25 protein-coding genes, 2 tRNA genes and 1 pseudogene are annotated in these 25,451 nt (G+C 62.7%); 13 read left to right on the forward strand and 15 right to left on the reverse strand.

The annotated features are described in order from the left end of the window. Nucleotides 1-45: 45 nt before the first annotated feature. The 5 genes from JYG36_RS10390 to pvdM form a co-directional block, all read right to left on the reverse strand. Nucleotides 46-1,695 (reverse strand): cyclic peptide export ABC transporter, encoded by a 1,650-nt coding sequence (locus JYG36_RS10390; RefSeq protein WP_123565538.1) that lies wholly within the window; start codon nt 1,693-1,695, stop codon nt 46-48. A 14-nt stretch (nt 1,696-1,709) separates the two neighbouring features. Then, on the reverse strand, nt 1,710-3,056 hold the full coding sequence (locus tag JYG36_RS10395; protein WP_045194596.1) for a lysine N(6)-hydroxylase/L-ornithine N(5)-oxygenase family protein: 1,347 nt from the start codon (nt 3,054-3,056) through the stop codon (nt 1,710-1,712). Nucleotides 3,057-3,168: 112 nt separating this feature from the next. Next, nucleotides 3,169-4,032 (reverse strand): dihydropyoverdine dehydrogenase, encoded by an 864-nt coding sequence (gene pvdO / locus JYG36_RS10400; RefSeq protein ID WP_213603820.1) that lies wholly within the window; start codon nt 4,030-4,032, stop codon nt 3,169-3,171. Nucleotides 4,033-4,044: 12 nt separating this feature from the next. Continuing rightward, nucleotides 4,045-5,316 (reverse strand): pyoverdine-tailoring periplasmic protein PvdN, encoded by a 1,272-nt coding sequence (gene pvdN / locus JYG36_RS10405; RefSeq protein ID WP_213603823.1) that lies wholly within the window; start codon nt 5,314-5,316, stop codon nt 4,045-4,047. A gap of 17 nt (nt 5,317-5,333) precedes the next feature. Continuing rightward, a complete protein-coding gene (pvdM, locus tag JYG36_RS10410; RefSeq protein ID WP_213603825.1) occupies nt 5,334-6,683 on the reverse strand; it encodes a pyoverdine-tailoring dipeptidase-like protein PvdM in 1,350 nt (449 codons plus the stop codon). Between the two features lie 186 nt (nt 6,684-6,869). Here pvdM and JYG36_RS10415 point away from each other — a divergent pair, with 186 nt between their 5' ends. Further along, a complete protein-coding gene (locus JYG36_RS10415) occupies nt 6,870-7,319 on the forward strand; it encodes a hypothetical protein (protein ID WP_249744418.1) in 450 nt (149 codons plus the stop codon). A gap of 39 nt (nt 7,320-7,358) precedes the next feature. On the opposite strand, the gene pbpG is transcribed toward JYG36_RS10415, so the two are convergent. Then, nucleotides 7,359-8,282 carry a D-alanyl-D-alanine endopeptidase gene (pbpG, locus tag JYG36_RS10420; protein ID WP_082075415.1) on the reverse strand — a complete coding sequence of 308 codons (924 nt, stop codon included), beginning with the start codon at nt 8,280-8,282 and terminating at the stop codon, nt 7,359-7,361. A 228-nt stretch (nt 8,283-8,510) separates the two neighbouring features. Beyond that, entirely contained in the window at nt 8,511-8,693 is a 183-nt protein-coding gene (locus JYG36_RS10425; RefSeq protein ID WP_093381111.1) for a hypothetical protein, read from the reverse strand. A gap of 256 nt (nt 8,694-8,949) precedes the next feature. Here JYG36_RS10425 and JYG36_RS10430 point away from each other — a divergent pair, with 256 nt between their 5' ends. After that, nucleotides 8,950-9,768, forward strand: a complete 819-nt coding sequence (locus tag JYG36_RS10430; protein ID WP_213603827.1) for a shikimate 5-dehydrogenase — start codon at nt 8,950-8,952, stop codon at nt 9,766-9,768. Between the two features lie 85 nt (nt 9,769-9,853). Here JYG36_RS10430 and JYG36_RS10435 read toward each other — a convergent pair whose 3' ends face one another. From JYG36_RS10435 to nhaR, 3 genes are all read right to left on the reverse strand, one after another. Continuing rightward, nucleotides 9,854-10,498 carry a YceH family protein gene (locus tag JYG36_RS10435; protein ID WP_045194583.1) on the reverse strand — a complete coding sequence of 215 codons (645 nt, stop codon included), beginning with the start codon at nt 10,496-10,498 and terminating at the stop codon, nt 9,854-9,856. Nucleotides 10,499-10,594: 96 nt separating this feature from the next. Continuing rightward, the gene (gene sstT / locus JYG36_RS10440) at nt 10,595-11,806 is read right to left on the reverse strand and encodes a serine/threonine transporter SstT (RefSeq protein WP_195884603.1); all 1,212 of its coding nucleotides are present in this window, start codon (nt 11,804-11,806) and stop codon (nt 10,595-10,597) included. Nucleotides 11,807-12,004: 198 nt separating this feature from the next. Beyond that, complete coding sequence (gene nhaR / locus JYG36_RS10445; RefSeq protein WP_213603829.1) at nt 12,005-12,901, reverse strand: transcriptional activator NhaR; 897 nt, start codon at nt 12,899-12,901, stop codon at nt 12,005-12,007. A 137-nt stretch (nt 12,902-13,038) separates the two neighbouring features. Here nhaR and JYG36_RS10450 point away from each other — a divergent pair, with 137 nt between their 5' ends. Both JYG36_RS10450 and JYG36_RS10455 read left to right on the forward strand, forming a co-directional pair. Beyond that, nucleotides 13,039-13,281, forward strand: a complete 243-nt coding sequence (locus tag JYG36_RS10450) for a hypothetical protein (RefSeq protein WP_045194576.1) — start codon at nt 13,039-13,041, stop codon at nt 13,279-13,281. A gap of 32 nt (nt 13,282-13,313) precedes the next feature. Further along, nucleotides 13,314-14,063 (forward strand): TerC family protein, encoded by a 750-nt coding sequence (locus JYG36_RS10455; protein ID WP_045194575.1) that lies wholly within the window; start codon nt 13,314-13,316, stop codon nt 14,061-14,063. Between the two features lie 77 nt (nt 14,064-14,140). Here JYG36_RS10455 and JYG36_RS10460 read toward each other — a convergent pair whose 3' ends face one another. Then, the gene (locus JYG36_RS10460) at nt 14,141-14,317 is read right to left on the reverse strand and encodes a hypothetical protein (protein ID WP_177329140.1); all 177 of its coding nucleotides are present in this window, start codon (nt 14,315-14,317) and stop codon (nt 14,141-14,143) included. Between the two features lie 161 nt (nt 14,318-14,478). Between JYG36_RS10460 and JYG36_RS10465 the strand changes: the two are divergent. Beyond that, nucleotides 14,479-15,217, forward strand: a pseudogene (locus JYG36_RS10465) (peptidase C39 family protein). A gap of 22 nt (nt 15,218-15,239) precedes the next feature. Here the strand turns inward: JYG36_RS10465 and JYG36_RS10470 are convergent. Then, nucleotides 15,240-16,523: an NAD(P)/FAD-dependent oxidoreductase gene (locus tag JYG36_RS10470; RefSeq protein ID WP_045194571.1), complete on the reverse strand. Its 1,284-nt coding sequence runs from the start codon at nt 16,521-16,523 to the stop codon at nt 15,240-15,242. 186 nt (nt 16,524-16,709) lie between these two features. On the opposite strand from JYG36_RS10470, the gene JYG36_RS10475 reads away from it, so the two are divergent. From JYG36_RS10475 to JYG36_RS10490, 4 genes are all read left to right on the forward strand, one after another. Beyond that, nucleotides 16,710-16,786: transfer RNA gene (locus tag JYG36_RS10475), tRNA-Val, on the forward strand. A gap of 159 nt (nt 16,787-16,945) precedes the next feature. Further along, nucleotides 16,946-17,022 (forward strand) — tRNA-Val (locus JYG36_RS10480). 155 nt (nt 17,023-17,177) lie between these two features. Then, nucleotides 17,178-17,750: an SPOR domain-containing protein gene (locus tag JYG36_RS10485; protein WP_093381124.1), complete on the forward strand. Its 573-nt coding sequence runs from the start codon at nt 17,178-17,180 to the stop codon at nt 17,748-17,750. A 135-nt stretch (nt 17,751-17,885) separates the two neighbouring features. After that, nucleotides 17,886-18,311 carry a bifunctional (p)ppGpp synthetase/guanosine-3',5'-bis(diphosphate) 3'-pyrophosphohydrolase gene (locus tag JYG36_RS10490; protein ID WP_045194567.1) on the forward strand — a complete coding sequence of 142 codons (426 nt, stop codon included), beginning with the start codon at nt 17,886-17,888 and terminating at the stop codon, nt 18,309-18,311. Nucleotides 18,312-18,314: 3 nt separating this feature from the next. On the opposite strand, the gene JYG36_RS10495 is transcribed toward JYG36_RS10490, so the two are convergent. The 3 genes from JYG36_RS10495 to JYG36_RS10505 all read right to left on the reverse strand — a co-directional run bounded on the left by JYG36_RS10495 (nt 18,315) and on the right by JYG36_RS10505 (nt 20,537). Then, entirely contained in the window at nt 18,315-19,007 is a 693-nt protein-coding gene (locus JYG36_RS10495) for an endonuclease (RefSeq protein WP_045194565.1), read from the reverse strand. A gap of 6 nt (nt 19,008-19,013) precedes the next feature. Beyond that, entirely contained in the window at nt 19,014-19,283 is a 270-nt protein-coding gene (locus JYG36_RS10500) for a DUF1654 domain-containing protein (protein ID WP_045194563.1), read from the reverse strand. 165 nt (nt 19,284-19,448) lie between these two features. After that, complete coding sequence (locus tag JYG36_RS10505) at nt 19,449-20,537, reverse strand: asparaginase (RefSeq protein WP_038994567.1); 1,089 nt, start codon at nt 20,535-20,537, stop codon at nt 19,449-19,451. 335 nt (nt 20,538-20,872) lie between these two features. Here JYG36_RS10505 and JYG36_RS10510 point away from each other — a divergent pair, with 335 nt between their 5' ends. From JYG36_RS10510 to JYG36_RS10525, 4 genes are read left to right on the forward strand one after another with little or no spacing between them, the layout of a single operon-like run. Beyond that, nucleotides 20,873-21,832, forward strand: coding sequence for a sugar ABC transporter substrate-binding protein (locus tag JYG36_RS10510; protein ID WP_213603833.1), 960 nt, complete (start codon nt 20,873-20,875; stop codon nt 21,830-21,832). Nucleotides 21,833-21,879: 47 nt separating this feature from the next. Continuing rightward, complete coding sequence (locus tag JYG36_RS10515; RefSeq protein ID WP_213603835.1) at nt 21,880-23,430, forward strand: sugar ABC transporter ATP-binding protein; 1,551 nt, start codon at nt 21,880-21,882, stop codon at nt 23,428-23,430. Then, the gene (locus tag JYG36_RS10520; RefSeq protein ID WP_045194554.1) at nt 23,427-24,419 is read left to right on the forward strand and encodes an ABC transporter permease; all 993 of its coding nucleotides are present in this window, start codon (nt 23,427-23,429) and stop codon (nt 24,417-24,419) included. Before JYG36_RS10515 ends, JYG36_RS10520 begins: the two co-directional genes overlap by 4 nt. A gap of 4 nt (nt 24,420-24,423) precedes the next feature. After that, nucleotides 24,424-25,446 carry a LacI family DNA-binding transcriptional regulator gene (locus JYG36_RS10525; protein ID WP_213603837.1) on the forward strand — a complete coding sequence of 341 codons (1,023 nt, stop codon included), beginning with the start codon at nt 24,424-24,426 and terminating at the stop codon, nt 25,444-25,446. The last annotated feature ends 5 nt before the right edge of the window (nt 25,447-25,451 follow it).

Consider the following 25,451-nt stretch of genomic DNA (forward strand, 5'->3'; position numbering starts at 1 on the left):
TGTAAGACGCTCTAGCAGGCCAAATCCGGAAAACTTTTTTCTTTTTCAAGCCATGGCACGTTCGGCCACGACTTGTCCGTTCTTCATCCGGATCAGTTGATCGGCGATATCGAAGTAACGGTCGTCGTGGGAAATGACGATGATGGTCTTGCCCAGGCGCTTGAGGTCGGGCAACAGCTCGGTGTAGAAAATGCGCCGGAACGTCGGGTCCTGGTCGGCGGCCCATTCATCGAACACCAGCACCGGGCGCTCTTCGATCCAGGCATTGACCAGGGCCAGGCGCTTGCGTTGCCCGGTCGACAGGTCGGTGGTGCTGAAGGCGCCGTCACGGATACTGACTTTGTGAGCGATCTCCAGGCGTTCCAGGTATTGCGAGGCCTGGGCAGGTACCTGCAGGCCGTCATTGACCAGGTCGTCGAACAGGTAATAGTCAGCAAAAATGGTGGTGAAGAGTTGCCGGTAGTCATCGCGGGCGCGATCGTCGATGACCTCGCCGTTGAGGCGGATCTGGCCTTGCTGTGGCGGGTAGAGCCCCAGTAACAGCTTGATCAGCGTGGTCTTGCCGCAGCCGTTTTCGCCGACGATGAAGACAATGTCGCCCTGGCGGATATCCAGGTTGACCGGCCCCAGGTGAAAGGGCGCGCAGCCGTCCCGGGTCGGGTAGCTGTGACAGACATCAAGCAGTTGCAGGCGCTCGACGCTCACTGTCGGCGCGCCCTGGTCGCTGAGCAGCAGGTGCGGCTCGGGCGATGAAAACTGCTCGGACAACTCGGCGATCCGGCGAAAGGCGATCTGCGCCCGGCTGACTATGGGCAGGGTGCTGACCAGATGCTCCAGCGGCCCCTTCATGTACAGCAACACCAGCACGAAGCCACTCATTACCGCTTTGTCGGCGCTCGGCCAGAACGACTGCAGGGCCAGGGCCAGGCCGATGACCACGAAGAACAGCATCGAGCCGAGGCTTTTGGCAATCACGAAAGTATTGATCGAGCGAATCTGGGTATTGCAGATATGCTCGGCAACCTTTTGTATCCCCGCGACGAACATGCGCTGGCGCCGGGGGCGGTGGATGCGCAGCTCCTTGGCGCCCTCGGCGATCGCACTGTAGTGTTTCTGCAGTTCATCCTCGGCTTCGCGAGCGGCCATGAAGCCCTTGATGCCACGAGCCCTGGCCACGTACTGGATCACCGTGCCGATGCCGATTGCCAGCAGCATCATGACAAACATTGGCCAGGACAGCATTGCCAGGTAACCCAGGCAGCCCAGGGTCACGGTCAGGGAAATGGCCAGGGGCGCAAAGGCGAAGGCGAACGAGCTGATGGTATCGATGTCGTGGGTCAGCACCGGAATCAAGCGATGGCTGCGGTAGCGTTCGATCTGCCCGATCGGGGCGCTGAGGACCTTTTCCCCCAGCTCCTTGCGCAGGTTGGCGATGATCTTCTGACCGATGCGGTTGCTGCCGATATCGGACAGAATCGAGCTCAGTAACGCCACCACACACAGCCCGGCGAAACTGGCAATCAGCGACGGGCCAAGGCCTTGCGGGCTGTGCAGGCCATCGTTGATGGTCGCCAGCAAGGCGGTGACACTCAAGCCACCGATCATGCCCAGGACAATCGACACGACCACCTGCGGCCAGAAAGGGCGCAACAGCGCCAACAGCTCGCGCATTGCGCCACGGTATTGCTTGCTCATGAAGGGTTCCTGGCTCAGGCGCTGGTCAGCGCAGTCGGCGCATGGGAAGTGGCAAAAGCAGGTACTGCCTGCTTGCCCAGGGTGTCGTACAGCGACTGGCCAATTTCGGCCGCGCGAATCGGCAGCACCGAGAGCAAGGTGTCGCTCAGGCCATGGGTGGCTTCACAGAAACCCTGCAAGTACACCGCGGCCTGCAGGTCGCTACTGGCCAGGGCGCGGTAGTCGCGGCCGACGCTGTAGTCCTCCAGGTAGTCTTGTAGCGGTGCCAGCAGTTCCCGGTGCGAGCGGCGCTCGTAGCCGGTGGCGAGGATCACGGCATCGTAACGATGGGTCTGCTGTTGCCCGGTCGAGAGGTCTTCCAGGGTCAGCTCGATGCCATCGGCGGTGGCAGTGGCCGCCTGCACCTGGCGGCGGCAGAGCACGGCGTGACGGAACTGATGGGCGACCTTCTGGCGATAGAGGATGCCGTAGATGCGTTCGAGCAGGTCGATATCAACGACCGAATAGTTGGTGTTGTGATATTCGTCAATCAGCTTCTTGCGCTCCGGGCTGCTCTGGTTGAACACCAGGTCGGTGTACACAGGGGCGAAGACTTCGTTGACGAAGGGGCTATCGTCGGCCGGCTTGAGCGCCGAGGCACGCACAATCATGTCGACCTTGACCGACGCAAAGCTGTCATTGAGATCGATGAAGGCTTCCGCGGCGCTTTGCCCCGAGCCGATGATCGCAATGCGCATGGGTTTGCCTTCGGTGCAGGGCAAGCCGGCCAGGCTGCTGAGGTAGCGAGAATGGTGGAAGACTCGCGGGTCGTCCTTGAAGGCCGCAAAGATGCCGGGGACTTTCGGTGTGCCGCCACTGCCGACGACCACCGAGCGGGTCAGGCGGCCATGCTCCTGGCCCTGTGCGTCACGCGAAATGACCTTCAGGTGGCGGATCCTGCCGCTGTCGAGCACCGGCTCAATGCGCAGTACTTCTTCGCCGTAGCTGGCCTGCGTGGCGAAGTGCTCGGCGGCCCAGCGCAGGTAGTCGTTGTACTCCAGGCGGCAGGGATAGAAGGTGCCGAGGTTGATGAAGTCGACCAGGCGCTGCTTCTGGTGCAGGTAATTGACGAAGCTGTAGGGGCTGGTGGGGTTGCGCAGCGACACCAGGTCCTTGAGAAAGGAGATTTGCAGTTCGCTCTGGGTCGCCAGGGTGTTGCCGTGCCAGCGGTAGTCCAGCTGCTTGTCGATGAACAGCGCATCCAGCGCGTGACCATTGGTTTGCGCGAGCTCTTCCAGGGCAATGGCCAGGGCCAGATTGGAAGGGCCGAAGCCCACGCCGACGAGGTCGTGGACCTTCTGGGGGAAATGGATCTGGCTCATGCTATCGGTTCCTTCAGTGTCGGGGCCGATAGCCTCGAAGGCGGCCCCCGGGGCTTGGGGATTACAACGATAGGACGAGTGGCTTGCGGGACAATTTAGCGCCGTTGGCCCGTCACGGTTCGCGGACCAGGCGTACGCCAATCCAGTCTCCGCGGTTGCCTGGCAGGTTGGCGTTGCGGTTGCCGGAGCGCGAGAAAATCGGCGCCTCGCCCCAGTCGTTGCCACGAATCACCACCACCTTGCAGTCGGCCTGCTGCCAGGCACTGCCGTCGTTCGGGGCGCCTTCGTAGCTGTCGTGATAACAGTCGGCGACCCATTCGTAGACGTTGCCGTGCATGTCGTACACACCAAAGGCGTTGGCCGGGTAGCTGCCCACCGGCGAGCTGAAACTGAAGCCATCCTTGGGCCCGTAGACATTGGCGTTGCGGCTGATCTGGTAGTCGCCGTCCGGGTCCATGTCGAACGGGAACGGCCCGTTGCTGCCGGCGCGGGCGGCGTATTCGCGCTGTGCTTCGCTGATCAACTGGTAGCGCTTGCCGGTCTTTTTCGTCAGCCAGTCGGCATAGGCCTGGGCATCGTGATAGCTCATGCACACCGCCGGTTGTCGCGGGCCTTGCTGGTAGCGCGGCTTGCTGGCCTTGCACTCGCGGCCCGGGCGAGTGTCGCCGTCGGCAATCTTGGCCCCGGACTCGCGCAAGTAGGCGTCCCATTCACCGGCAGTTACCTGGTAGCGGCTGACCGCGAACGGCTTGGCGAAGGTCACGGTGTGTTGCGGGCCTTCGTCGGGCTGGCGGCCGACTTCGTCGTCCGGGGTGCCCATGGTGTAACGGCCGGCCGGCAGCATGACCATTTCCGGGCAGCTGCTTTTACAGTCGCGAAAGACCTTGCCCGGTTGTACCGCGTCGGCGGCCTGGGCGCTGGCGATGCTGGTCAGCAGCGCGAGTACGGATAGCGGGTAGAGCAGTGGTGAAGACATGCGAAGGCCTTTTCAGAGTTTTTTGATCAGCAGGGCCATGGCCCGATCGATTTCCTGCTCGTTGTTGAGCAGGCCCGGAGCGAAGCGAATCACCGGGCCGACGTCGCGCGACACGGCGTCGACCATTACCCGGTTCTGCACCAGGTAGGCGGCGATGGCATCGGCGTTGCCTTCCTTGACCCTGAAGAAGGTGAAGCCCGCCGAGTGTTCGCTGCTGAGCGGGGTGACCAGTTCGATGGCCTTGTGCTCTTTGAGCCGCTGCTTGAGCAGGTCGTTGAGCTGGTGGATGCGCGCCTGGACATCGGCCTTGCCCAGTTGCAGGTGCAGCTCGAAGGCCTTGCCCAGTGCCCAGCGGTGCTCGAAGGCGTGGTAGCCGCCGGGGGTCATGATGGTGGCGAAATCTTCGTCCTCGGAGAAGGTGGCGAAGGTCGGGGTCAGGTGCTGCATCTTCTCCGAGGCGGCGCAGATGATCCCGGTACCACGCGGGCCGAACATCCATTTATGGGTGCCAGCGATGAAGTAGTCGCAGTTGAAGTCGGCGAAGGTGCTGTTCTCGACACCGAAGCCATGCACGCCGTCGACCACGTAAATGATCCGCTGGTTTTCATCGCGGTCACGGTTGTGCCGGCGCACCAGTTCGCCGATCTGCCCGACCGGCAGCTTTACGCCGCTGCCCGAGTGCACCCAGGTCATGCCCAGCACCCGGGTGTTGGGGGTGATGGCCTGGTCGATCGTGCTTAGCACCTGGTCGGTGGAAATTCCCCAGGGCTGGCTGAACAGGCGCAGCTTGCGCACCTGGGTGCCTTCGTGGCGCTGGCGAAAGGCCAGGGTGCGGTTTGTGGAATAGTGCTCGTGTTCGGTGGTGAGGATTTCCTGCTGCGGGCTGACCTGCAAGCGCCCGTAAATCATCCCCAGGCCTTCGGTGGTGCTGCCGGTCAGGGCGATCTGCCGGGGCCTGACTTGCAGGTAGCGCGCCGCCCACTGGCGGACCTCGCCTTCACGCTGCCATTCGTACTGGCTCTCCCAGTCCATGCGGCTGGCCGGGTTGCGGTCGACTTCAGCGCGGTAGTAATCGATGGCTTCCTGCACCGGGCGCGGGTGGGCAGTGACCAGGAAATTGGCAAAGTGGGCGTAGTCCGGATCCAGGGGGAACAGCTGGCGCAGGTTGCGCCATTTGTCGCTGCCGCTCAGCGGCGCGGTCGGGGTGGCCAGCGCCTCGGGTAGCAACGGCAGGCTGGCGGCGAGCAGGCCGGCCTGCTTGAGAAAGGTACGGCGATCTGTCATGGCTGGCGGCTTCCGGCTCAAGGGGTGGCGGTGGCGGCAACGGGCTGGGCAGTTTTTTGCACCTGCGCCCACACCCGCAGGAAGTTGCCGGCCCACAGCTTGCTGATGTCGGCCTCGGAGTAACCGCGGGTGAGCAGTTCGGCGGTGACGTTGCGGATCTCGCTGACATCCTTGAAACCCTCCAGGCCGCCGCCGTCGTTGAAGTCGGAGCTGATGCCGACGTGGTCGATGCCGACCTTCTTCACCGTGTAGTCGATGGCATCGACAAAGTCCTTGAGGGTGGCTTTGGGTTCTTGATCGAGGATGCCGTAGAGGCTGCTGGCGTACTCGCCAAAGCGTGCCTCGGGCCAGATGGCGATTACCGCGTCGCCGGGCATCAGGGCGTTGGCCAGGCCTTGCAGCGGTTGCAGGTCGAAGCGCAGGCGCAGGGCTTCGAGCTTGTCCAGGGTCGGCTTGCTCAGCGGTTTGAGGTACTGGCCGAAACCGACCACCTGGATGACGCCGCCGCTGTCCTTGATCAGCTGCATTTCCTTGTCGCTGAGGTTGCGCGGGATATCCACCAGCGCCCGCGGCGCCGAATGCGAGGCCACGAACGGCGCCTGGCTCAGGCGCGCGACGTCCTCCAGGGCCAGGGTCGACATCTGCGACACATCGATGATCACCCCCAGCGCGTTGAGGCGCTTGACCGCCTGCTCGCCCAGTGGCGACAGGCCGCCGAGGGCGTCGGCGGTGTCGTTGAAGAACGGCAGCGGGCGCGAGGAGTCGGCCCAATCGTTGTTGCCGGTGTAGCTGAAACCGAACATGCGCATGCCGCGCTTGGCCCACAGGTCCAGCTGTGACAGGTCGTGGCCCAGCGGGTAGGCGTTGAGCATGCTGATGAACACGGCGAACTTGCCTTCGCCATTGAGGCGCCGGAAATCATCCGGGGTATAGGCAATGCCGACCTGGTTGGGGAAGTCGCGGACCATGTTGCTGATGATCTTGTAGCGCACCTCCTGCTGGTGCCGGGCTTCGTCGACAAAGCCCGGGGTCGGGCGGTGCGGGGCATTGGCGCCGTTCCACAGCTCCGGCCAGCCGAAAATGGTCAACGCCGCACCCGACAAACGCCCTTGCCCGGCCTTGACCAGATCGAACTGGCCGTGGCCGTCCTTGTCGATCTCGTTGCCGGCGTTACCGAAGTTCAGCGGCACAGTGACATGGCTATCGAACGACAGCATGTGCTCGTGCAGGGCATTGGCCTGTTCGACGATCGGGCGCGGGTAGCCGTGCTGGGATTTGAAGTACAGGTAGCCGGCGGTGGCAGCGGCCACTGCCAGGGCCAGGGGCAGGCCGATGTAGAGGGCTTTGCGGGAACGGGATGTGGTCATTGCCATCTCGACGTTAGGCTGATCGGAGCGGTTTGCCCGGTGCACAGGCGTGCCGTGGGCAAAGCTTGGGTATCAGGAGGGACGAGTGGCGTGCGGGCAAATTTATCCGGGCGAGCGCCGGGTTCAAGTTTCAGCGTCTGCGGCCGATAGCCGGGTTAACCCCAATACCATCAGGACGATAGAAACATGGCAGGTTTTAGCGCCGTATCAATCAACGGGACCCCATTGAACAGCGGCATCAACACCGGCATCACCGTCACCGGCCAGGAAAGGCAGGCCGGGATGGAAGCGGCGGGCGCGGTCAGCGTCGACCTGTCCAAGCTGCGTGATAGCGGCAAGGCCGAAGAGGCCAAGGAAAAGGAAGAGGCCAGTGCCGGCGAAGAACCGGCGCACATCAAGCAATTGCGCGAGATGATCAAGAAAATGCAAAAGCAGTTGGCCGAGCAGCAGAAACGCTTGCAGGAAGTCCTGGCCAGCGACATGGAGCCGATCCTCAAGGCTTCCGCTGTCGCTGCCGCGCAATCGGCGGTGGGCGCGACCACGGCGTCGATCGCCAGCGCCACGGCAACGCTGCTCAAGGCGCTGACCGAAGCCGGTGGCAGCAGCTCGGGCTCGTTGGTCAGCACCAACGCCTGAAACGAAAAAGGGCCTGTGCATGCACAGGCCCTTTTGTTTTCAGTCAGCCAGTTGACGGTTCTGCGTGCGCTCTGACTTGTAGCGCATGGCCACTGCCGGGGCCGGCTTGGTGCTGCCGGTCTCAAGCCACTGGCGCATGCGGCTGGCGTCGGCAAAGTGGGTGTACTTGCCAAAGGCATCGAGGATCACCATGGCCACCGGGCGGTTGTCCATCTTGGTCAACAGCACCAGGCAGTGGCCGGCATCGTTGGTGAAGCCGGTCTTGGTCAGCTTGATGTCCCAGTTGCTCTTGTTGACCAGGTGGTCGGTGTTGCGAAAGCCCAGGGTATAGTTGGGTTTTTTGAACGCCACGGTCTGCTCGCGGGTGGTGCTCAAGCTGCTCAGCAGCGGGTAGTTGCGCGCCGCCATCAGCAGCTTGCTGAGGTCGCGGGCAGTGGAAACGTTGCTGGTCGAAAGCCCCGTCGGCTCTACATAACGGGTGTGGCTCATGCCTAATGCACGGGCCTTGGCGTTCATCGCCTTGATGAAGGCGTTGTAGCCGCCCGGGTAGTTGTGCGCCAATGTTGAGGCCGCGCGGTTTTCCGACGACATCAGGGTGATCAGCAGCATGTCCTTGCGGTTGAGCTGGCTGCCCAGCTTGACCCGCGAATACACCCCTTTCATTTCCTTGTTCTGGGCGATGGTGACCGTGAGCATCTCGTCCATGTTCTGCTTGGCGTCGAGCACCACCATGCCGGTCATCAGCTTGGTCACCGAAGCGATCGGCACCACCCGGTCAGGGTTGTTGGCGTAGAGCACCTTGTTGGTTTGCAGATCGATCAGCAGGGCGCTGCCGGAGGCCAGGTGCAATTTCGCTGGATCGCGTTGTTGCTGGGCCGGGGGTTGAGCAGCAGCGGTCGACGTGACAGTCGCAGTACCTGTGAGCAACAGCAGCAGGCTTAGAATCGAAAGGGAAGTTTTCACGTTGAGGCTCACTAGAAGTTGTTATGTCGTTGGCTGTGCAAGGGTTTTCCCCCAAAAACCGCTGCATTTTAGGAGTATGGCCTAGTTGCTGTCGATTGCCCGGACAGCGCTATCGTGCAGATGAAAAAAACTTAATCCAAGTGCCTTTCAGCGGCCCATAAAAAGCCCCGCCAAAGGGCGGGGCAAGGGGCTGTGCGGAGCAACGCACGATAAAACGGTGGGCAGGCCTCAGGCTTGCAGGCCGGGGCCCTCGAGACGCTCGGCGAGGGCCTGGGCGGCCGGCAAGGAGGTCAATGGCCCGGAAATCGCTTCGCCATTGCGCACCAGGTACCAGCAGGCCAGCAAGCCCAACTCCCTGAGCGAGGTGGGGACGGCGCTGCCGATGACGGACATGATATTGATAGGGGCCATTGGGGTTCCTCCCGTGAGTCATGGGCCTACCTTAGCGTCGAGTGCCGGGTGGTTGAAATCAACGCGCTTGATAGTGATCATCAGCCACGACAGTTCATAGCCACTCCTCACAGCACAACGCCGACGTCGGGGATATTTATAAGACTGCGGGAACCGAAAAAATCACACAGGTTCAGAGTAAAGGTTATGTAAGGGCCGATCAGCGGTCTGCGGCGGGCGAGGGCGCAGTGCCAGTCCGTTTCCTGAGGAGATTTCAATGGCAACATTTCCAGGCAAAGACACCCAGCTGTGCATCTCGTTGGCCGGGCGTCCGGGCACCTTTGGCGTGCGCTTTCACAACCATCTGTATCAGCAGCTGGATCTGGATTTCTACTACAAGGCCATGACTACCGACGACCTTCCGGCAGCCGTTGCCGGTATCCGTGCCCTGGGCATCCGCGGCTGTGGCGTGTCGATGCCTTACAAGGAAGCCTGCCTGGCCCTGGTCGACGGCATTGACCCGTCGGCGGCGGTCATCGAGTCGATCAACACCATCGTCAATACCAATGGCCACCTGGAAGGCTATAACACTGACTACCTGGCCGTGCGCCATTTGCTCCTGCGTCACCAGGTGGACCCGTCGACGGCGTTTGCCCTGCGCGGCAGCGGCGGCATGGCCAAGGCGTTGGCCAGTGCCCTGCGCGATGCCGGCTTTAGCCAGGGCATCATCGTTGCCCGCAATGAACAAGCCGGGCGGCAACTGGCCGACAGTTGCGGCTATCGCTGGCAGGCAGAGCTGGGCGACCTGTGCCCACCGATGTTGGTCAATGTCACGCCGATCGGCATGGCCGGTGGGGTTGAAGCCGAACAGTTGGCCTTCGCCCCCGAGGCGATAGCGGCGGCGCAGCGGGTATTCGATGTGGTGGCGATGCCGGCGCTGACGCCGTTGATCGTCGAAGCCCAGCGTCTGGGCATACCGGTGATTACCGGGCTGGAGGTGATTGCCTTGCAGGCGCTGGAGCAGTTCGTGCTGTACACCGGGGTACGGCCAACGGCGGAGCAGGTGGCGCGGGCAGTGGCGTTTGCCCGCGGCTGAAGGGTAAAACCTATCGCGGGGCAAGTCGGGTCGCCGCACCGCCGCTCCCACAGTGGGTCTGGTGGTACACAACCCCGCGATGCTGTTACTCGAACTGCGCCAGGCGCTCTTCCAGCGCCGCAATCCGTGCTTCCAGCGCTTCGATCCGCTCCAGCGATACCGCGCCACCGGCCGAACGCTCCGGCCCTTGCTGGCGCGCCGCCAGGATCGCCTCGATTTCGGCCGGATCGCCCAGCGCATGGGTGTAGCGATCTTCACGCTGCCCGGCCTGGCGCGGCAGGTGCAGGGCAAAACCGCGGGCGATCAGGCGCTCAAGCTGGTGCACCACCTGTTCGGCATCTTCGAACTCATGCATGCGGCTGCTACGGGTCAGCAGTTCGTTAACCGTTTGCGGCCCGCGCAGGAACATCAGCCCCAGCAGGGTTACCTGCGCCGGCACCAGCTCCAGGGCCTTGTCCACGCGCTGCTCCCAGCGGTCGGCGCGGCTGCCCATCTGCAGGCGGGTCAGGCCCTGGCCTTCGAGCGCGCGCAGGGCCTGGCCAACCTGGCCCTGGCTGAGATTGGTGACCGGCTCACGGCTGGTCTTCTGGTTGCAGGCCAGCACCAGGGCGTTGAGGGTCAGCGGGTAGGTTTCCGGGCTGGTGGCCTGTTTTTCGATCAGCGAGCCGAGCACGCGGATCTCGGTGCTGGTGAAGCGGGCGTCGGAAGCGGTTTCGTGTTCGGCGGACATGGCCCTGTCTCTATGCGAAGAAAGGCCTCTAGCCTAGGTGCGCAACAGGGTAAAACACAAGCAGCCGGTGCAGGACGCACCGGCTGCAGGTCAAGCTCAGGCGGCCTGGCGCTCTTTGGCCAGGCAGGCCGCGGCGGTGAACAGTACGTCGGTGGAGGAGTTCAGCGCGGTTTCCGCCGAGTCCTGCAGCACACCGATGATGAAACCGACGGCCACCACCTGCATGGCGATCTCGCTGGGGATGCCGAACAGGCTGCACGCCAGCGGGATCAGCAGCAGCGAGCCGCCGGCCACGCCCGAGGCGCCGCAGGCGCAGACAGCGGCGACAACGCTGAGCAGGATCGCGGTCGGGATGTCGACGGCGATGCCCAAGGTGTGCACGGCAGCCAGGGTCAGCACGGTGATGGTGGTCGCTGCGCCGGCCATGTTGATGGTCGCGCCCAGCGGGATCGACACCGAGTAGGTGTCTTCGTGCAGGCCGAGTTTCTCGCTCAGGGCCATGTTGACCGGGATGTTGGCCGCCGAGCTGCGGGTGAAGAAGGCGGTGATGCCGCTTTCACGCAGGCACAGCAGCACCAGCGGGAAAGGGTTGCGGCGAATCTTCCAGAACACGATGATCGGGTTGACCACCAGCGCCACGAACAGCATGCAGCCGATCAGCACGGCCAGCAGGTGCAGGTAACCGAGCAGGGCGTCCAGCCCGGACTGCGCCAGGGTCGAGGCGACCAGGCCGAAAATCCCCAGCGGCGCAAAGCGAATCACCACGCGTACGATCAAAGTCACGCCGTTGGACAGGTCGGCAACCACCGTGCGCGTGGTCTCCCCGGCGTGACGAATGGCCACACCCAGGCCAATGGCCCAGGCCAGGATGCCGATGAAGTTGGCGTTCATCAGCGCGCTCACCGGGTTGTCGACCACGCTCAGCAGCAGGCTTTGCAGCACTTCAGTGATGCCACCGGGAGCACTCAAGGCAACGTCCGAGGTGCTCAGCGCCAGGTTGGACGGGAAGGCCATGCTGGCAATCACTGCGACCACGGCGGCGGCGAAGGTACCGAACAGGTACAGCACCAGGATCGGACGGATATGGGTTTCGGTGCCGTGACGGTGGTTGGCGATCGAAGCCATGACCAGGATGAACACCAGGATCGGCGCCACCGCCTTGAGCGCGGAGACGAAGACCTTGCCGACGAAGCCGAGGCTTGCGGCGGTCGTGGGGGCGAACACGGCCAGGGCAATGCCGGCGGCGAGGCCGATCATGATCTGGACCACCAGGCTGGTGCGGTTCAACAGGTTTAGAACAGGGGTCATGGCAGGTGTTTCTCTGTCTTGTTCAGGGCGCGGTGGGCGAACCACGGCGCTGGAGCATGGGGCACCTGGCGGGGCAGGGCCGAGAAAAAGGGCGCGACTTTAGCACAGCAGGGCACATTTGGTGTTTGCGCTGCGTCAGACGGTAGGACGCAAGTGTAGTCTGCGCGCCCTTTGCAAACGGCGATGAACCCGCGCCGGCTACCAGTTGAACAGCTCGCGGCGGGCGCCTTCGGTAATGGCGACGATACCCGGGTGCTTGACCTTGCGCTCCACTGAAATGGCATAGAACGACTCGTTGACCGCGTCGGTCTGGCCGATCAGCTCGACGCCATACTGCTTGCAGACCTCGTCGGCGATCACGCTGGGGGCAATGAAAATGCCGCTGCCCGATTGGCCGAAGGCCTGCATCAAGGCGCTGTCGTCGAACTCACCGACAATCCGCGGCTGCAATTGCTGTTCGGCGAACCAGCGCAGCAGGCGGCTGCGCACCACGGTTTCCTGGCCGGGAATCAACAGCGGCGCGTGTTGCAGGCAGGCGGGGAAGTTGCGCCCGTACTGTTCAGCCAACGCCTGTGTGGCAAAAAAGCTGATGCCGCATTCACCCAGCTTCTGGCTGTAGCCCTTGATGTCCAGGTGGCTGGGCATGGGGCTGTCGGAAATCACCAGGTCCAGGCGCTGGATCGCCAGGTCTGCCAGCAGCCGTTCGAGCTTGTCTTCGCGGCAGCTCAGGCGCAGGGCGTCTTCCATGTCCATGGTCGGCGCCAGCAGGCGGTAGACGATGGACTTGGGCACCACATCGGCCACCCCGACCCGGAACAGTATCTGCTGTTCATCCGGCCGGGCCCGCAGCATCGCCTCGAGCTCGCCGCCAATCTGAAACATCTGCTCGGCGTAGGTCAGGGCCTGCCGGCCGCTCTCGGTCAGCTCCAGCTGGCGCCCGACCCGGCGAAACAGCTCGATGCCGTAGGTTTGCTCAAGCAGGGTGATCTGCCCGCTGATGGTCTGCGGGGTCAGGTTCAGTTGCTCGCAGGCACGCACGATGCTGCCGGTCTTGGCCACTACCCAGAAGTAATGCAACTGGCGGTAATTGAGCATGGCGATTTCCCGATTCGTAAAAACCGAAGTATAACCGCTGAAAATACGAATTTTCCTGATGTATCTGGCTCTTTAGAATCCCTTGCCATCCCGGTGCCCCTGAATGCGCACCGATTTAATTGCATGGAGACCCACAGATGCTTCACTTCAAATCCATCGGTACACCTCTGGTGTTGCTGTTGGCCCTGCTGGCCATGAGCGGTTGCGAGCAGGCGGAAAAGTCCGCCCAGCAAATGCTCAACCAGGCGGCGGAGTCGGCCAAGGAGGCCATCGACAAAACCAACGAAGCCGCCCAGCAGGCCCTGAGCGAAGCCACCGGCTCCGAAGGCAGCGACAAGGCAGGCAAACCCGAGCGCGACGCCAGCGCCCAGGACATCTGACCCACCCCTTACCCCGATGCAGGATTTGATTCATGGAATACTTGTTGGAACTCGCTGCAAGCCCGACCGCCTGGGTCGCCCTGGCCACCCTGGTGGCCATGGAGATCGTCCTCGGTATCGACAACCTGATCTTCATCTCGATCCTGACCAACAAGTTGCCTGAAGAGTACCGCTCCAAGGCGCGGCGCATTGGTATCAGCATGGCCCTGATCATGCGCCTGGGCCTGCTCAGCACCGTGGCCTGGATCGTCCAGCTGACCGAGCCGGTGGTCGATGTATTCGGTCATACCTTCTCCTGGAAGGACATGATCCTCATCGCCGGTGGCCTGTTCCTGCTGTGGAAAGCGACCAAGGAAATCCACGAGAGTGTCGACCCGCGCGCCCAGGCTGAAGCCAAGGCGTCCTCGACCATCACCCTGGGCTTTGCTGCGGCGATTGGTCAGATCCTGGTGCTCGACATCGTCTTCTCGATCGACAGCATCATCACCGCCGTGGGCATGACCGAGCACCTGCCGATCATGATCATTGCCGTGATCAGTGCCGTGATCGTGATGCTGGTGGCCGCCGACCCGCTGGCCCGCTTCATCAACGACAACCCGACCGTGGTGATGCTGGCCCTGGGCTTCTTGATCATGATCGGCATGACCCTGATCGCCGAAGGTTTCGGTGCTCATGTACCCAAGGGTTATGTGTATGCGGCGATGGCCTTCTCGACGGCGATCGAGATTCTCAACATCATGTCGCGCCGGGCACGCTTGAAGCGCGAGGCGGTTGAGGGCTGATAAAGCCATCGCGGGGCAAGCCCGCTCCTGCAGTCATTGTGGGAGCGGGCTTGCCCCGCGATGCTTTTCAAAGATTTCTAATGCGCCCCGGCATGCCGGCGGCTGCGCCGTAGCGGTACAGCGTCTTTGCCTTCAGGCTGGATGCGATGGTGCGGGTGATGACGCCGGGCGATGCGCAGCACCCCCCAGAGCATGGCAGCAGCGACGCTCAACCAGGCGCCGAGCAGCAGCAAAATTGCCATTGTCAGGCTCATGTGTGCCTCCTCAAATCCGCGCCAAGGCAACGAGGCTCGCCACGCGGACACGTCTTCAGTCTAGCCCGATGCAGGTTGCAGGCTATTGACCGATGGTCTAGAGGCTTGGGCCGCTTTGTTCTAAGCCTGCAACGGGCTATACCCACGGCGCGCGCCAGCCTATGATCAGCGCTCAGGGCCGGGCAGTGGCTGCCGGCCGTCATCGAGCGAGTGTTCATGCCTGCACCGACTTCCCTAACCGCCTTCACCCCGCGCCGCCTGCTGCTGGCCTGTGCGCTCGGCCTGGCCCTGGCCGGCTGTGCCAGCCAGCCGCCATCCCAGCTGAAAAACCTGCCGCAACGGGTCGAGATCGGCTCGGTGCCTTTCTACCGTGGCGAAGCCAACCAGAGCGCCTCGATGGCCCTGGCGGCCTTGCTCTCGCAACAGGGGGTGCGCATCACTCCGGGGCTGCTCGACAAATCGCTGGGCCTGCCGCAGCACATCGACCAGCTTGAGCAGGCGATCCCGCGGGTGGGCCGCGAGTACGGCATGGTCGTGTATCCGCTCGAACCACGCCTGGACGCCTTGCTGGCGCAGGTAGCGGCGGGCAACCCGGTGTTGCTGCGCTTTCAGCAAGGTTCGACGTTCTGGAGCGAGCCACGCTATGCCTTGCTGGTCGGCTATGACCGTTACAAGCAGCGGGTATTGTTGCGGGCGGGGATGAACCGGCGCCTGCTGATGGAGTTCGATGACTTCGAATCAGCCTGGCAAAAGCAGGGGAGTTGGGCGGTGCTGGTGCAGCAGCCGGGCCAGTTGCCGGCCCAGGTTGACCGTCAGCGCTGGCTGAAAGCGGCCAATGACCTGGCCCAGGCGGGCCAGGAACAAGCCGCCCGGCAGGCCGTCAGCGCCCTGGGGCAGTGACGGCGCGAGCCGGGCAGGGGGCTTAGAAGCCCAGACGATCGCGCAGGCTGTAGTACCAGGCGCCCAGGGCGCTGAACGGTACACGCAGCAACTGGCCACCCGGGAACGGGTAGTGCGGCAGCTCGGCGAAGGCATCGAAACGCTCGGCCTGGCCACGCAGAGCCTCGGCCAGCACCTTGCCCGCCAGGTGGGTGTAGGTGACGCCGTGGCCACTGCAACCCTGGGAGTAATAGATGTTGTCGCCCAGGCGGCCCACTTGCGGCAGGCGCGACAGGGTCAGCAGGAAGTTGCCGGTCCAGGCGTAGTCGATCTTCACGTCCTTGAGCTGCGGGAAGGCCTTGAGCATTTTCGGGCGGATGATCGCTTCGATGTTGGCCGGGTCGCGCGCACCGTACACCACGCCGCCGCCGAAGATCAGGCGCTTGTCGCCGGTCAGGCGGTAGTAGTCGAGCAGGTAGTTGCAGTCTTCGACGCAGTAGTCTTGCGGCAGCAGGCTGCGCGCAAGCTCTTCGCCCAGCGGCTCGGTGGTGATCACCTGGGTGCCGCACGGCATCGACTTGGCGGCAAGTTCCGGCACCAGGCCGCCGAGGTAGGCGTTACCGGCAACGATGATGAACTTGGCGCGTACTTTACCTTGTGGGGTGTGCACCACCGGGTTGGCACCGCGCTCGATGCGGATGGCCGGCGATTGCTCGTAGATCTTGCCGCCCAGCGACTCGACCGCGGCAGCTTCGCCCAGGGCCAGGTTCAGCGGGTGGATGTGGCCGCCGCTCATGTCGAGCATGCCGCCGATGTACTGGTCGCAATCGACCACTTCACGGATGCGCTTCTGGTCCATCAGCTCCAGCTGGGTGTGGCCGAAGCGTTCCCACAGGCGCTTTTGCGATTCCAGGTGGCCCATCTGCTTGGGCGTCAGGGCGGCGAACACGCCACCGTCTTTAAGGTCGCACTGGATGTTGTATTTGGCCACGCGCTCACGGATGATGCGCCCGCCTTCAAAGGCCATGTGGCCCAGCAGTTGTGCCTGCTTGGGGCCGACGGTGCGTTCAATGACGTCGATGTCGCGGCTATAGCTGTTGACGATCTGGCCGCCGTTGCGGCCCGAGGCGCCAAAGCCGACCTTGGCAGCTTCCAGCACGGTGACCTTGAAGCCGCTCTCCAGCAGGAACAGGGCGCTGGACAGGCCGGTATAGCCGGCGCCGATCACGCAGACATCGGTCTGTACCTCTTCCTGCAGCGCCGGGCGCGGCGGAACCGGATTGGCCGATGCGGCGTAGTAGGACTGAGGGTAGGGGGTATTGGCCATGCTGCGAAACCTCTGTTTTATATTTTTTACGACTGTACCGATGCTATCAATAATAATAAACACCCGCTAGTCGTGTGTTGAAAATCCTTTACCCCGGCTTTTGGCAAATACTTTTGATATTCAGTGGCTTAGCGTTAAAAAAAGAGTTGACACCTTTCGGCGATTGGGTAGAATGCGCCCCACAGCAGGCACATAGCTCAGTTGGTTAGAGCACCACCTTGACATGGTGGGGGTCGTTGGTTCGAATCCAATTGTGCCTACCAAATCAAATCCGCCCCTGCTGGCGGTACACAAAAAGGCGATCCGCGAGGGTCGCCTTTTTTGTTTGCGGGCATTTTTTGCCGGCAAAGCAAAGCTGCTGATTTTTTTATGAAATTTCGCTTTACGAAGGTTAAAGACCTGCGTATTATGCGCCCCACAGCAGGCACATAGCTCAGTTGGTTAGAGCACCACCTTGACATGGTGGGGGTCGTTGGTTCGAATCCAATTGTGCCTACCAAACAAATCCACACTGCTGTGTGGTAACAAAAAGGGCGATCCGCAAGGGTCGCCCTTTTTGCATTTCAGCTGTAGGAGCGGGCTTGCCCAGCGATAGGGCCCTAAAGGCCAGCCAAGAATGCTAAAATCCGCCGCTTGCATTCAGGAGATAGACGCGTGCGCAAAGTGGCGGTGGTAATGGCGGTGCTGGCTCTGGCCGGTTGCGAAAACGAAGTCGAAGGCGTGCACAAGCAGGTGGCCGAACACCTGCAGAACCCCAAGACAGCCAAGTTCGCCAACGTGCGATTCGACCAGCAAGGCATTATCTGCGGCCAGGTGCGCGGCAAGGACGACGCCGGCGTGTTCGTGCCGTATCGCAGCTACGTGGCGATCAAGCAGGCCGCGGGCGACTATCAGCTCATTATTGCCGACCAGGGCAGCAACCTGGCCATTCGCGAAAAATGCGGTGGCGCCGACCTGCAGCGCGCCGCCGACGCTGCGGCAGACAAACCTGCGCCCCAAGGCTGGGATGTCGAGATCGTCCAGGGCGCGAACATGGGCGCCCTCAGCGACATGACTGCACGCCTGATCGAAAAGCAGATTCCGTCCTCGGTGGTCTACCGCAACGGCAAGCCGGTGGTGCTGCTCGGCCCTTATCCCGACAAGGCGCAAGCCGAGGCGCAGCAAGCCGATGTCATGGCACGCCTGGGCACCGACTCGATCGTCATCCAGCACGACGCCCCGCGCTAGTTTATTAAGGTTGAGAGTTATGAGGGCGAGGTATTCATTCTCAACTGATTGACTATGCTATGCGTGACGGTGAGTTGATCGATGTCTACAGCATGGCGCGTCTACGACGCCAGCCGCGCTGAGCAGGAGGGCCATATGTCTACGCTGGAGCGGGCCATTGCGGTTGCGGCGAGGGCACATGAAGGGCAGTGCGACAAAGGCGGAACGGCCTATATCCTCCACCCGTTGCGGGTGATGCTGAGGGTGTCGACGGCCGAGCAGCGCATTGTCGCGGTGCTGCACGACGTGCTCGAGGATTCACCGATGACCCTCTCTGACCTTGCCCGCGAAGGCTTCGCCCTGAAGATCCTGGCCGCCGTGCAGGCGCTGAGCCGGCGCGATGACGAAAGCTACGAAGCCTTCGTGGTGCGGGTCGGCGATGATCCGCTGGCGCGGGTAGTCAAGCTGGCTGATCTGGCCGACAACAGCGACCTGTCGCGCATCCCCATGCCCGGCCCCGATGACATCGCCCGCCTGGCCCGTTACCAGCAGGCCAGCGCCTACCTGCAGGCGCTGGCCTGAGCCTCAACCGCAGGCGCTGAGGTTGACCGGGCCGACGAACTCGTTGCCATGGCCCATCACGCAAGCCACCCGCTGGTTGCGCTGGCGCTCCCAGGGCTGCGGCGGGTAGGTCTTGTTCCAGGCTTCGTACAGCTGGCGGTCCTGTTTCGACAGCTTGAGGCTGTACTGCTTGCTCATATAAAAGTAGGTGCGCGCAATCATGCCGCGAATGGACGGCCGCGGCATGACCTTCTTGGCTTTGAAGTCCACCTGGGTCAGGCATGAGCCATATTGCCCGCGCTGCTCGGGCAGCCAGCCAAAACTGAAGTTGCTGCGATCGCCATTGACCTCGCCAATGCTCGGCACCAGGTTGTGCAGGTCGGCCTCGGCGCGCTGGTAGACCTTGTCATTGCGCGAACAATTTTTGCGCCCGCCGCTTTGCCAGCACTGGCGCTGGTGGCCGATCTGCCAGGCCGGGACGATATGCTCCCACTCGATGCGCGAGGCGCGGTTGGCATTTTTGCGCGGCACATACCCGCAGGCCTGCAAATCGACCTTGTTGCCGTTGTATTTGCAGCCGCAATAAAACTCGGTGGACTGCGGCGCATATAAGCGCCAGGCGACCTTCTTGGCTTCGCTGAAGGTGCGCGGTGCATCGGCGTGGGCGGTGGTGACACTGAACAACAAACAAGCTACTGCAAAAACCGGAAATCTCATTCGCTTTCAATCTTCCTTCGGCACAACCCAGAAAATCTGCACGCCACCGTCATCGCGGTAGGCGAGGGTGACGTTGTCGTTCTCGGCGATTTCGTCGAGCAGGGTGGCCCAGTCTTCAGGCGTTTCGTGCTCCAGGCGGAAGATCAGCGCGGCCCGGGCTTTTTGTGCGGTGGGGGAATTGATGATTTTCTGGATGCGGGTGCCCAGTTGCTCGTAGCTGCTGGCAGGGGCGGAAGTGGTGGCCACAAAGCGTTCCTTTTTTAGCTGTATGCGCATACAGTATTTTACTGTAAGCAATTTCGCAACAGCTCGTCGGTGAAAGAGCGCATGTGACCGCAAACCGCGCGGTTTGCTGCGGTCTGTTTAAAGTATTTTTTGCCAGGGTAGGGGAAGCAGACTTGCCCGTCCTACAGGGCGGGCAAGCGCTTGGGGGCTACTTGATCAGTATTCCCAGAAGATCCGCTGCAGCTCTTTGCTGTCCTGGGTCTTGGTCATTGCAACCATGGCCAGGATCCGGGCTTTTTGCGGGTTCAGGTCGTGGGCGACGACGAAGTCGTTCTTGTCGTCAGGCTGCTCGGCGTTGCGCAGCACGAAGCCGCCGGCATTGACGTGGGACGAGCGAATGATCTGCACGCCTTGCTTGCGCAGGTCGATCAGGGTCGGGGCTACTTTAGAAGACACCGAGCCATTGCCGGTACCGGCGTGGATGATCGCCTTGGCGCCATTTTGTGCCAGGGCCTTGTAGGCGGTGTCGGTGACGTTGCCGTAACCGTAGGCGATGTCGACCGCAGGCAGGCTGCTGATTTTCTTGATGTCGAATTCCGAGTCTACGGTGTGACGCTTGGCCGGCAGGCGGAACCAGTAGGACTTGCCTTCGACGACCATGCCCAGCGGGCCCCATTGGCTCTTGAAGGCTTCGGTCTTGATGTTCACCGATTTGCTGACGTCGCGACCCGACTGGATCTCGTCGTTCATGGTGACCAGCACGCCCTTGCCGCGCGAGTCCTTGTTGCTGGCAACAGCCACGGCGTTGTACAGGTTGAGCATGCCGTCAGCCGACATGGCGGTGCCTGGGCGCATCGAGCCGACTACGACGATTGGCTTGTCGGTTTTTTCGACCAGGTTGAGGAAGTAGGCGGTCTCTTCCAGGGTGTCGGTACCGTGGGTGATGACGATGCCGTCGACATCCTTGCTGTCGGCAAGCTCGGCAACGCGCTTGCCCAGTTGCAGCAGGTTTTCGTTGCTGATGCTTTCGGAAGCGATCTGCAGCACTTGTTCGCCGCGCACATTGGCCAGGGTGGCCAGTTCCGGAACGCCGGCGATCAGCTTGTCGACACCGACCTTGGCGGCCTGGTAGGTGGCGCTGTTGGCGGTGCTGGCGCCGGCGCCGGCGATGGTGCCACCGGTGGCGAGGATCACCACGTTGGCCAGTTTCTGTTGGTTCTCGACTTCCTTGGCGTTGACGCCTGCGGGCATTAACAGCAGCAGGGCCAAAGCGCCCGGAACGAAGGAATTAAGCGCAGCTTTCATCGTTGATCTCTCTTGTGTCTGGAGTTCGCTGTGTAACGCGCTAACAGAGGCAGATTCCGTACCAGAACAGCCGTTCGTCGGTTTTCATCTTCAATCTATTGATTTTCATGGGCTCAGAGCGCTCGGGAAAACGTCGGTAAAGCATTTTCCTATTCGGAATTCCGAATATTGTGTACAAGAGGTGTTCGGTTTTCCGGTTATTTTTAGGATAATTCCTACGTGCGCTTTCCAAATGGCCTGCGGCAGCGGATTTGACAAAGTTTGGTTACGTTTTCATAGTGAGTTAACGCAAACGTTTGCGGCCCGATAAAAATCATAAGATCCGGAGTAAACCCATGAAGCTGCCCTTTGCTGGACGCCTGCTGGCGCTCGCCGTACTTTCCTCACTGTCCCTCGCCACACCCGTTTCCCACGCCCTGGCCGACGACGCCAAGCCGAAAGTCGCGCTGGTGATGAAATCGCTGGCCAACGAGTTCTTCCTGACCATGGAAGACGGCGCCAAGGCCTACCAGAAAGACCACGCCACTGAATTCGAGCTGGTGTCCAACGGCATCAAGGACGAGACCGACTCCAGTAACCAGATCCGTATCGTCGAGCAGATGATCGTCTCCGGGGTCAACGCCCTGGTCATCGCTCCGGCCGATTCCAAGGCCCTGGTGCCGGTGGTGAAAAAGGCCATGGATGCCGGCATCACCGTGATCAACATCGACAACCGCCTCGACCCCGAGGTGCTCAAGAGCAAACACCTCAGCGTGCCGTTCGTAGGCCCCGACAACCGCAAGGGCGCGCGTCTGGTCGGTGAATACCTGGCCAGGCAGAAGCTCAAGGCCGGCGATCAGGTGGCCATTATCGAAGGCGTCTCGACCACCACCAACGCCCAGCAGCGCACCGCCGGCTTCAAGGATGCAATGGAAGCGGCGCAGATCAAGGTGGTCTCGGTGCAATCGGGCGACTGGGAAATTGCCAAGGGCAATGCCGTCGCCGCCTCCCTGCTCAACGCCAACCCCGACCTCAAGGCTCTGCTGGCCGGCAACGACAGCATGGCCCTGGGTGCTGTATCGGCGGTGCGCGCCGCAGGCAAGGCCGGCCAGGTGCAGGTGGTCGGCTACGACAACATCAACGCCATCAAGCCGATGCTCAAGGACGGTCGCGTGCTTGCCACCGCCGACCAGTACGCCGCCAAACAAGCGGTGTTCGGCATCGAGGCGGCGCTGAAGATGCTCAAGGGTGAGAAAACCGATGTCGACGCCGACAACGTCATCCAGACCCCGGTCGAGCTGGTTACCCAACCCTAGTCGCAGCGTGCGCGCCTGCCACGGGGTGGGCGCCAGGAGAACAGGCAATGTCAGCGACTGCGGATGTCGTACTTTCAGTCAGCGCCATCGGCAAGACCTACGCGCAGCCGGTGCTCGGTGATATCGAGCTGAGCCTGCTGCGGGGCGAAGTGCTGGCCCTGACCGGTGAAAACGGCGCGGGCAAGAGCACCCTGTCGAAAATCATCGGCGGCCTCGAACGGCCCACCACCGGCCATATGCTTTACCAGGGCCAGCCGTACCAGCCCGGTAGCCGCGCCGCTGCCGAGCGCTTGGGCGTGCGCATGGTCATGCAGGAGCTCAACCTGCTGCCGACCCTGACCGTGGCCGAGAACCTGTTTCTCGACAACTTGCCCGGGCGCGCCGGCTGGATCAACCGCAAACGCCTGCGCCAACTGGCGGTGGCGGCCATGGCCCAGGTCGGCCTGGATGCCATCGACCCGGACACCCCGGTGGGCGAGCTGGGCATCGGCCATCAGCAGATGGTCGAGATTGCCCGCAACCTGATTGGCGACTGCCATGTGCTGATTTTCGATGAGCCGACGGCGATGCTCACCGCCCGCGAGGTGGAGCTGCTGTTTACCCAGATCGAGCGCCTGCAGCAGCGCGGCGTGGCCATCGTCTACATCTCCCATCGCCTCGAAGAACTCAAGCGCATCGCCCAGCGCATTGCCGTGCTGCGCGATGGCAAGCTGGTGTGCGTCGAGCCGATGCAGCGCTACAACAGCGAGCAACTGGTCAACCTGATGGTCGGTCGCGAGCTGGGCGAGCATATCGATTTGGGCGTGCGCAACATCGGCGCGCCGATCCTCAAGGTCAACGGCCTCGGCCGTAGCGACAAGGTCAAGGACGTCTCGTTCGAGGTGCGCAGCGGCGAGATCTTCGGCATCTCCGGCCTGATCGGCGCCGGGCGCACCGAGCTGCTGCGGCTGATTTTCGGCGCCGACAGCGCCGACAGCGGCACTATCGAGCTGGGCAATCCTTTGCGCGAAGTGCGCGTCGATTCGCCGGTGGCGGCGGTGCGTCAGGGCATTGCCCTGATCACTGAAGACCGCAAGGGCGAAGGGCTGCTGCTGAGCCAGTCGATCAGCGCCAATATCGCCCTGGGCAACCTGCCGGCGATTTCCCGCGCCGGCATCGTCAACAGCGGCGCCGAGCGCGAACTGGCCGAACGGCAGATCGCCGCCATGCGTATCCGCAGTTCCAGCCCCGAGCAGGTGGTCGGCGAGTTGTCGGGCGGCAACCAGCAAAAGGTGGTGATCGGCCGCTGGCTGGAGCGCGACTGTTCGGTGCTGCTGTTCGATGAGCCGACCCGCGGCATCGACGTCGGCGCCAAGTTCGACATCTATGGCCTGCTGGCCGAGCTTGCGCGCCAGGGCAAGGCGCTGGTGGTGGTGTCCAGTGATCTGCGCGAGCTGATGCTGATTTGCGACCGCATCGGTGTGCTCAGTGCCGGGCGCCTGATCGACACCTTCGAGCGCGACAGCTGGACTCAGGACCAACTACTGGCCGCAGCCTTTGCCGGCTATCAGAAACGTGATGCGTTGCTGCACGAAGCGGCGCCCAGGACGACCCCATGAAAACCACCCAACTGGACACCGCTGCCCCCAGCGCCAAGCGCAGCGGCAGCTACTACGGCCTCGGCACCTACCTGGGCCTGGCCGGCGCCTTGCTGGCGATGATCGTGCTGTTCTCGTTGTTGAGCAGCCACTTTTGGTCTTACGCCACCTTCAGCACCCTGGCCAACCAGATCCCCGACCTGATGGTGCTGGCGGTGGGCATGACCTTTGTGCTGATCATCGGCGGCATCGACCTGTCGGTGGGTTCGGTGCTGGCCCTGGCCGGTTCCGCGGTCAGTGTGGCGATGCTCGGCTGGGGCTGGAGCGTGATGCCGGCCGCCTTGCTCGGCATGGCCGTGGCGGCGCTGGCCGGCAGCATCACCGGCTCGATCACCGTGGCCTGGCGCATTCCGTCGTTTATCGTCTCGCTCGGCGTGCTGGAAATGGCCCGGGGCATGGCCTACCAACTGACCGATTCGCGCACCGCCTACATTGGCGATGCCTTTGCCTGGCTGTCCAACCCGCTGGCTTTTGGCATCTCGCCGTCGTTCCTGATCGCCTTGCTGGTGATCATCCTCGCCCAGCTGGTACTCACGCGCACGGTGTTCGGCCGCTACCTGATCGGCATTGGCACCAACGAAGAGGCGGTGCGCCTGGCCGGCATCGACCCGCGCCCGTACAAGATCCTGGTGTTCTCGCTGATGGGCCTGCTCGCAGGGCTGGCTGCGCTGTTCCAGATTTCCCGCCTGGAAGCCGCCGACCCCAACGCCGGCTCCGGCCTTGAACTGCAGGTGATCGCCGCCGTGGTCATCGGTGGCACCAGCCTGATGGGCGGGCGCGGCTCGGTGATCAGCACCTTCTTTGGCGTGTTGATCATCTCGGTGCTGGCCGCAGGCCTGGCGCAGATCGGCGCTTCGGAGCCAACCAAACGCATTATCACCGGGGCGGTGATCGTCATCGCCGTGGTCCTCGACACCTACCGCAGCCGGCGCGCGCGCAGGCGGAACTGAAACAATGGCAACCATCAAAGATGTCGCGGCACTGGCGGGGATTTCCTACACCACCGTGTCGCATGTACTGAACAAGACCCGCCCGGTCAGTGAGCCGGTGCGCCTCAAGGTCGAAGCGGCGATCGCCGAACTCGACTACGTGCCCAGCGCCGTAGCGCGCTCGCTCAAGGCGCGCAGCACCGCGACCATCGGCCTGCTGGTGCCCAACAGCGTCAACCCGTATTTCGCCGAGCTGGCCCGCGGCATCGAGGACGGCTGCGAGCGCAACGGCTACTGCGTGATCCTCTGCAACTCCGACGACAACCCGCAAAAGCAGCGCAGCTACCTGCGCGTGCTGCTGGAAAAACGCATCGACGGCCTGATCGTCGCCTCGGTCGGTGAAGACAACGACCTGCTCGATAGCCTGGCCAGCGTGCGCACGCCGATGGTCATCGTCGACCGCGCCCTGGAAGGCGTGGCCGCCGACCTGGTACGTATCGACCACGAGCAGGGCGCTTATCTGGCGACCCGCCATCTGCTCGAGCTCGGCCATCGCGACATCGCCTGCATCGGCGGCCCGGCGACCACCAGCGTCGCCCAGATGCGCCTGGCCGGTTTCCATCGGGCGCTGGCCGAAGCCGGGGTCTGCCCGCGCCAGGAGTGGCTGCTGAATAGCGAATTTACCAGTATCGGTGGCTATAGCGCGGCAGCGGCGCTGCTCGAAGGCGAGCGGCCGACGGCGATTTTTGCCGGCAACGACATGATCGGCATCGGCGTATTGCGCGCTGCCGCCGAACGCAACATCTGCGTGCCCAGCGAGCTGTCGGTGATCGGCTTCGACGATATCCAGATCAGCCAGTACGTATTCCCGGCGCTGACCACCGTCGGCCAGTCGATCCGCGAGCTGGGCGAGAGCGCCGCCGAACTGCTGCTGCGGCGCATCGCCGAACCCCTGCGCGGCGCGCCAGAGCAGCGCATTGTTGCGCCGAGCATCGTCCTGCGCGAATCCACCGCGCCGCGCCCCGACCTTTTCAATGATTACCGCTGAGAACG

The organism is Pseudomonas sp. SORT22 (genome assembly GCF_018417635.1).
Classification (GTDB): Bacteria; Pseudomonadota; Gammaproteobacteria; order Pseudomonadales; family Pseudomonadaceae; genus Aquipseudomonas.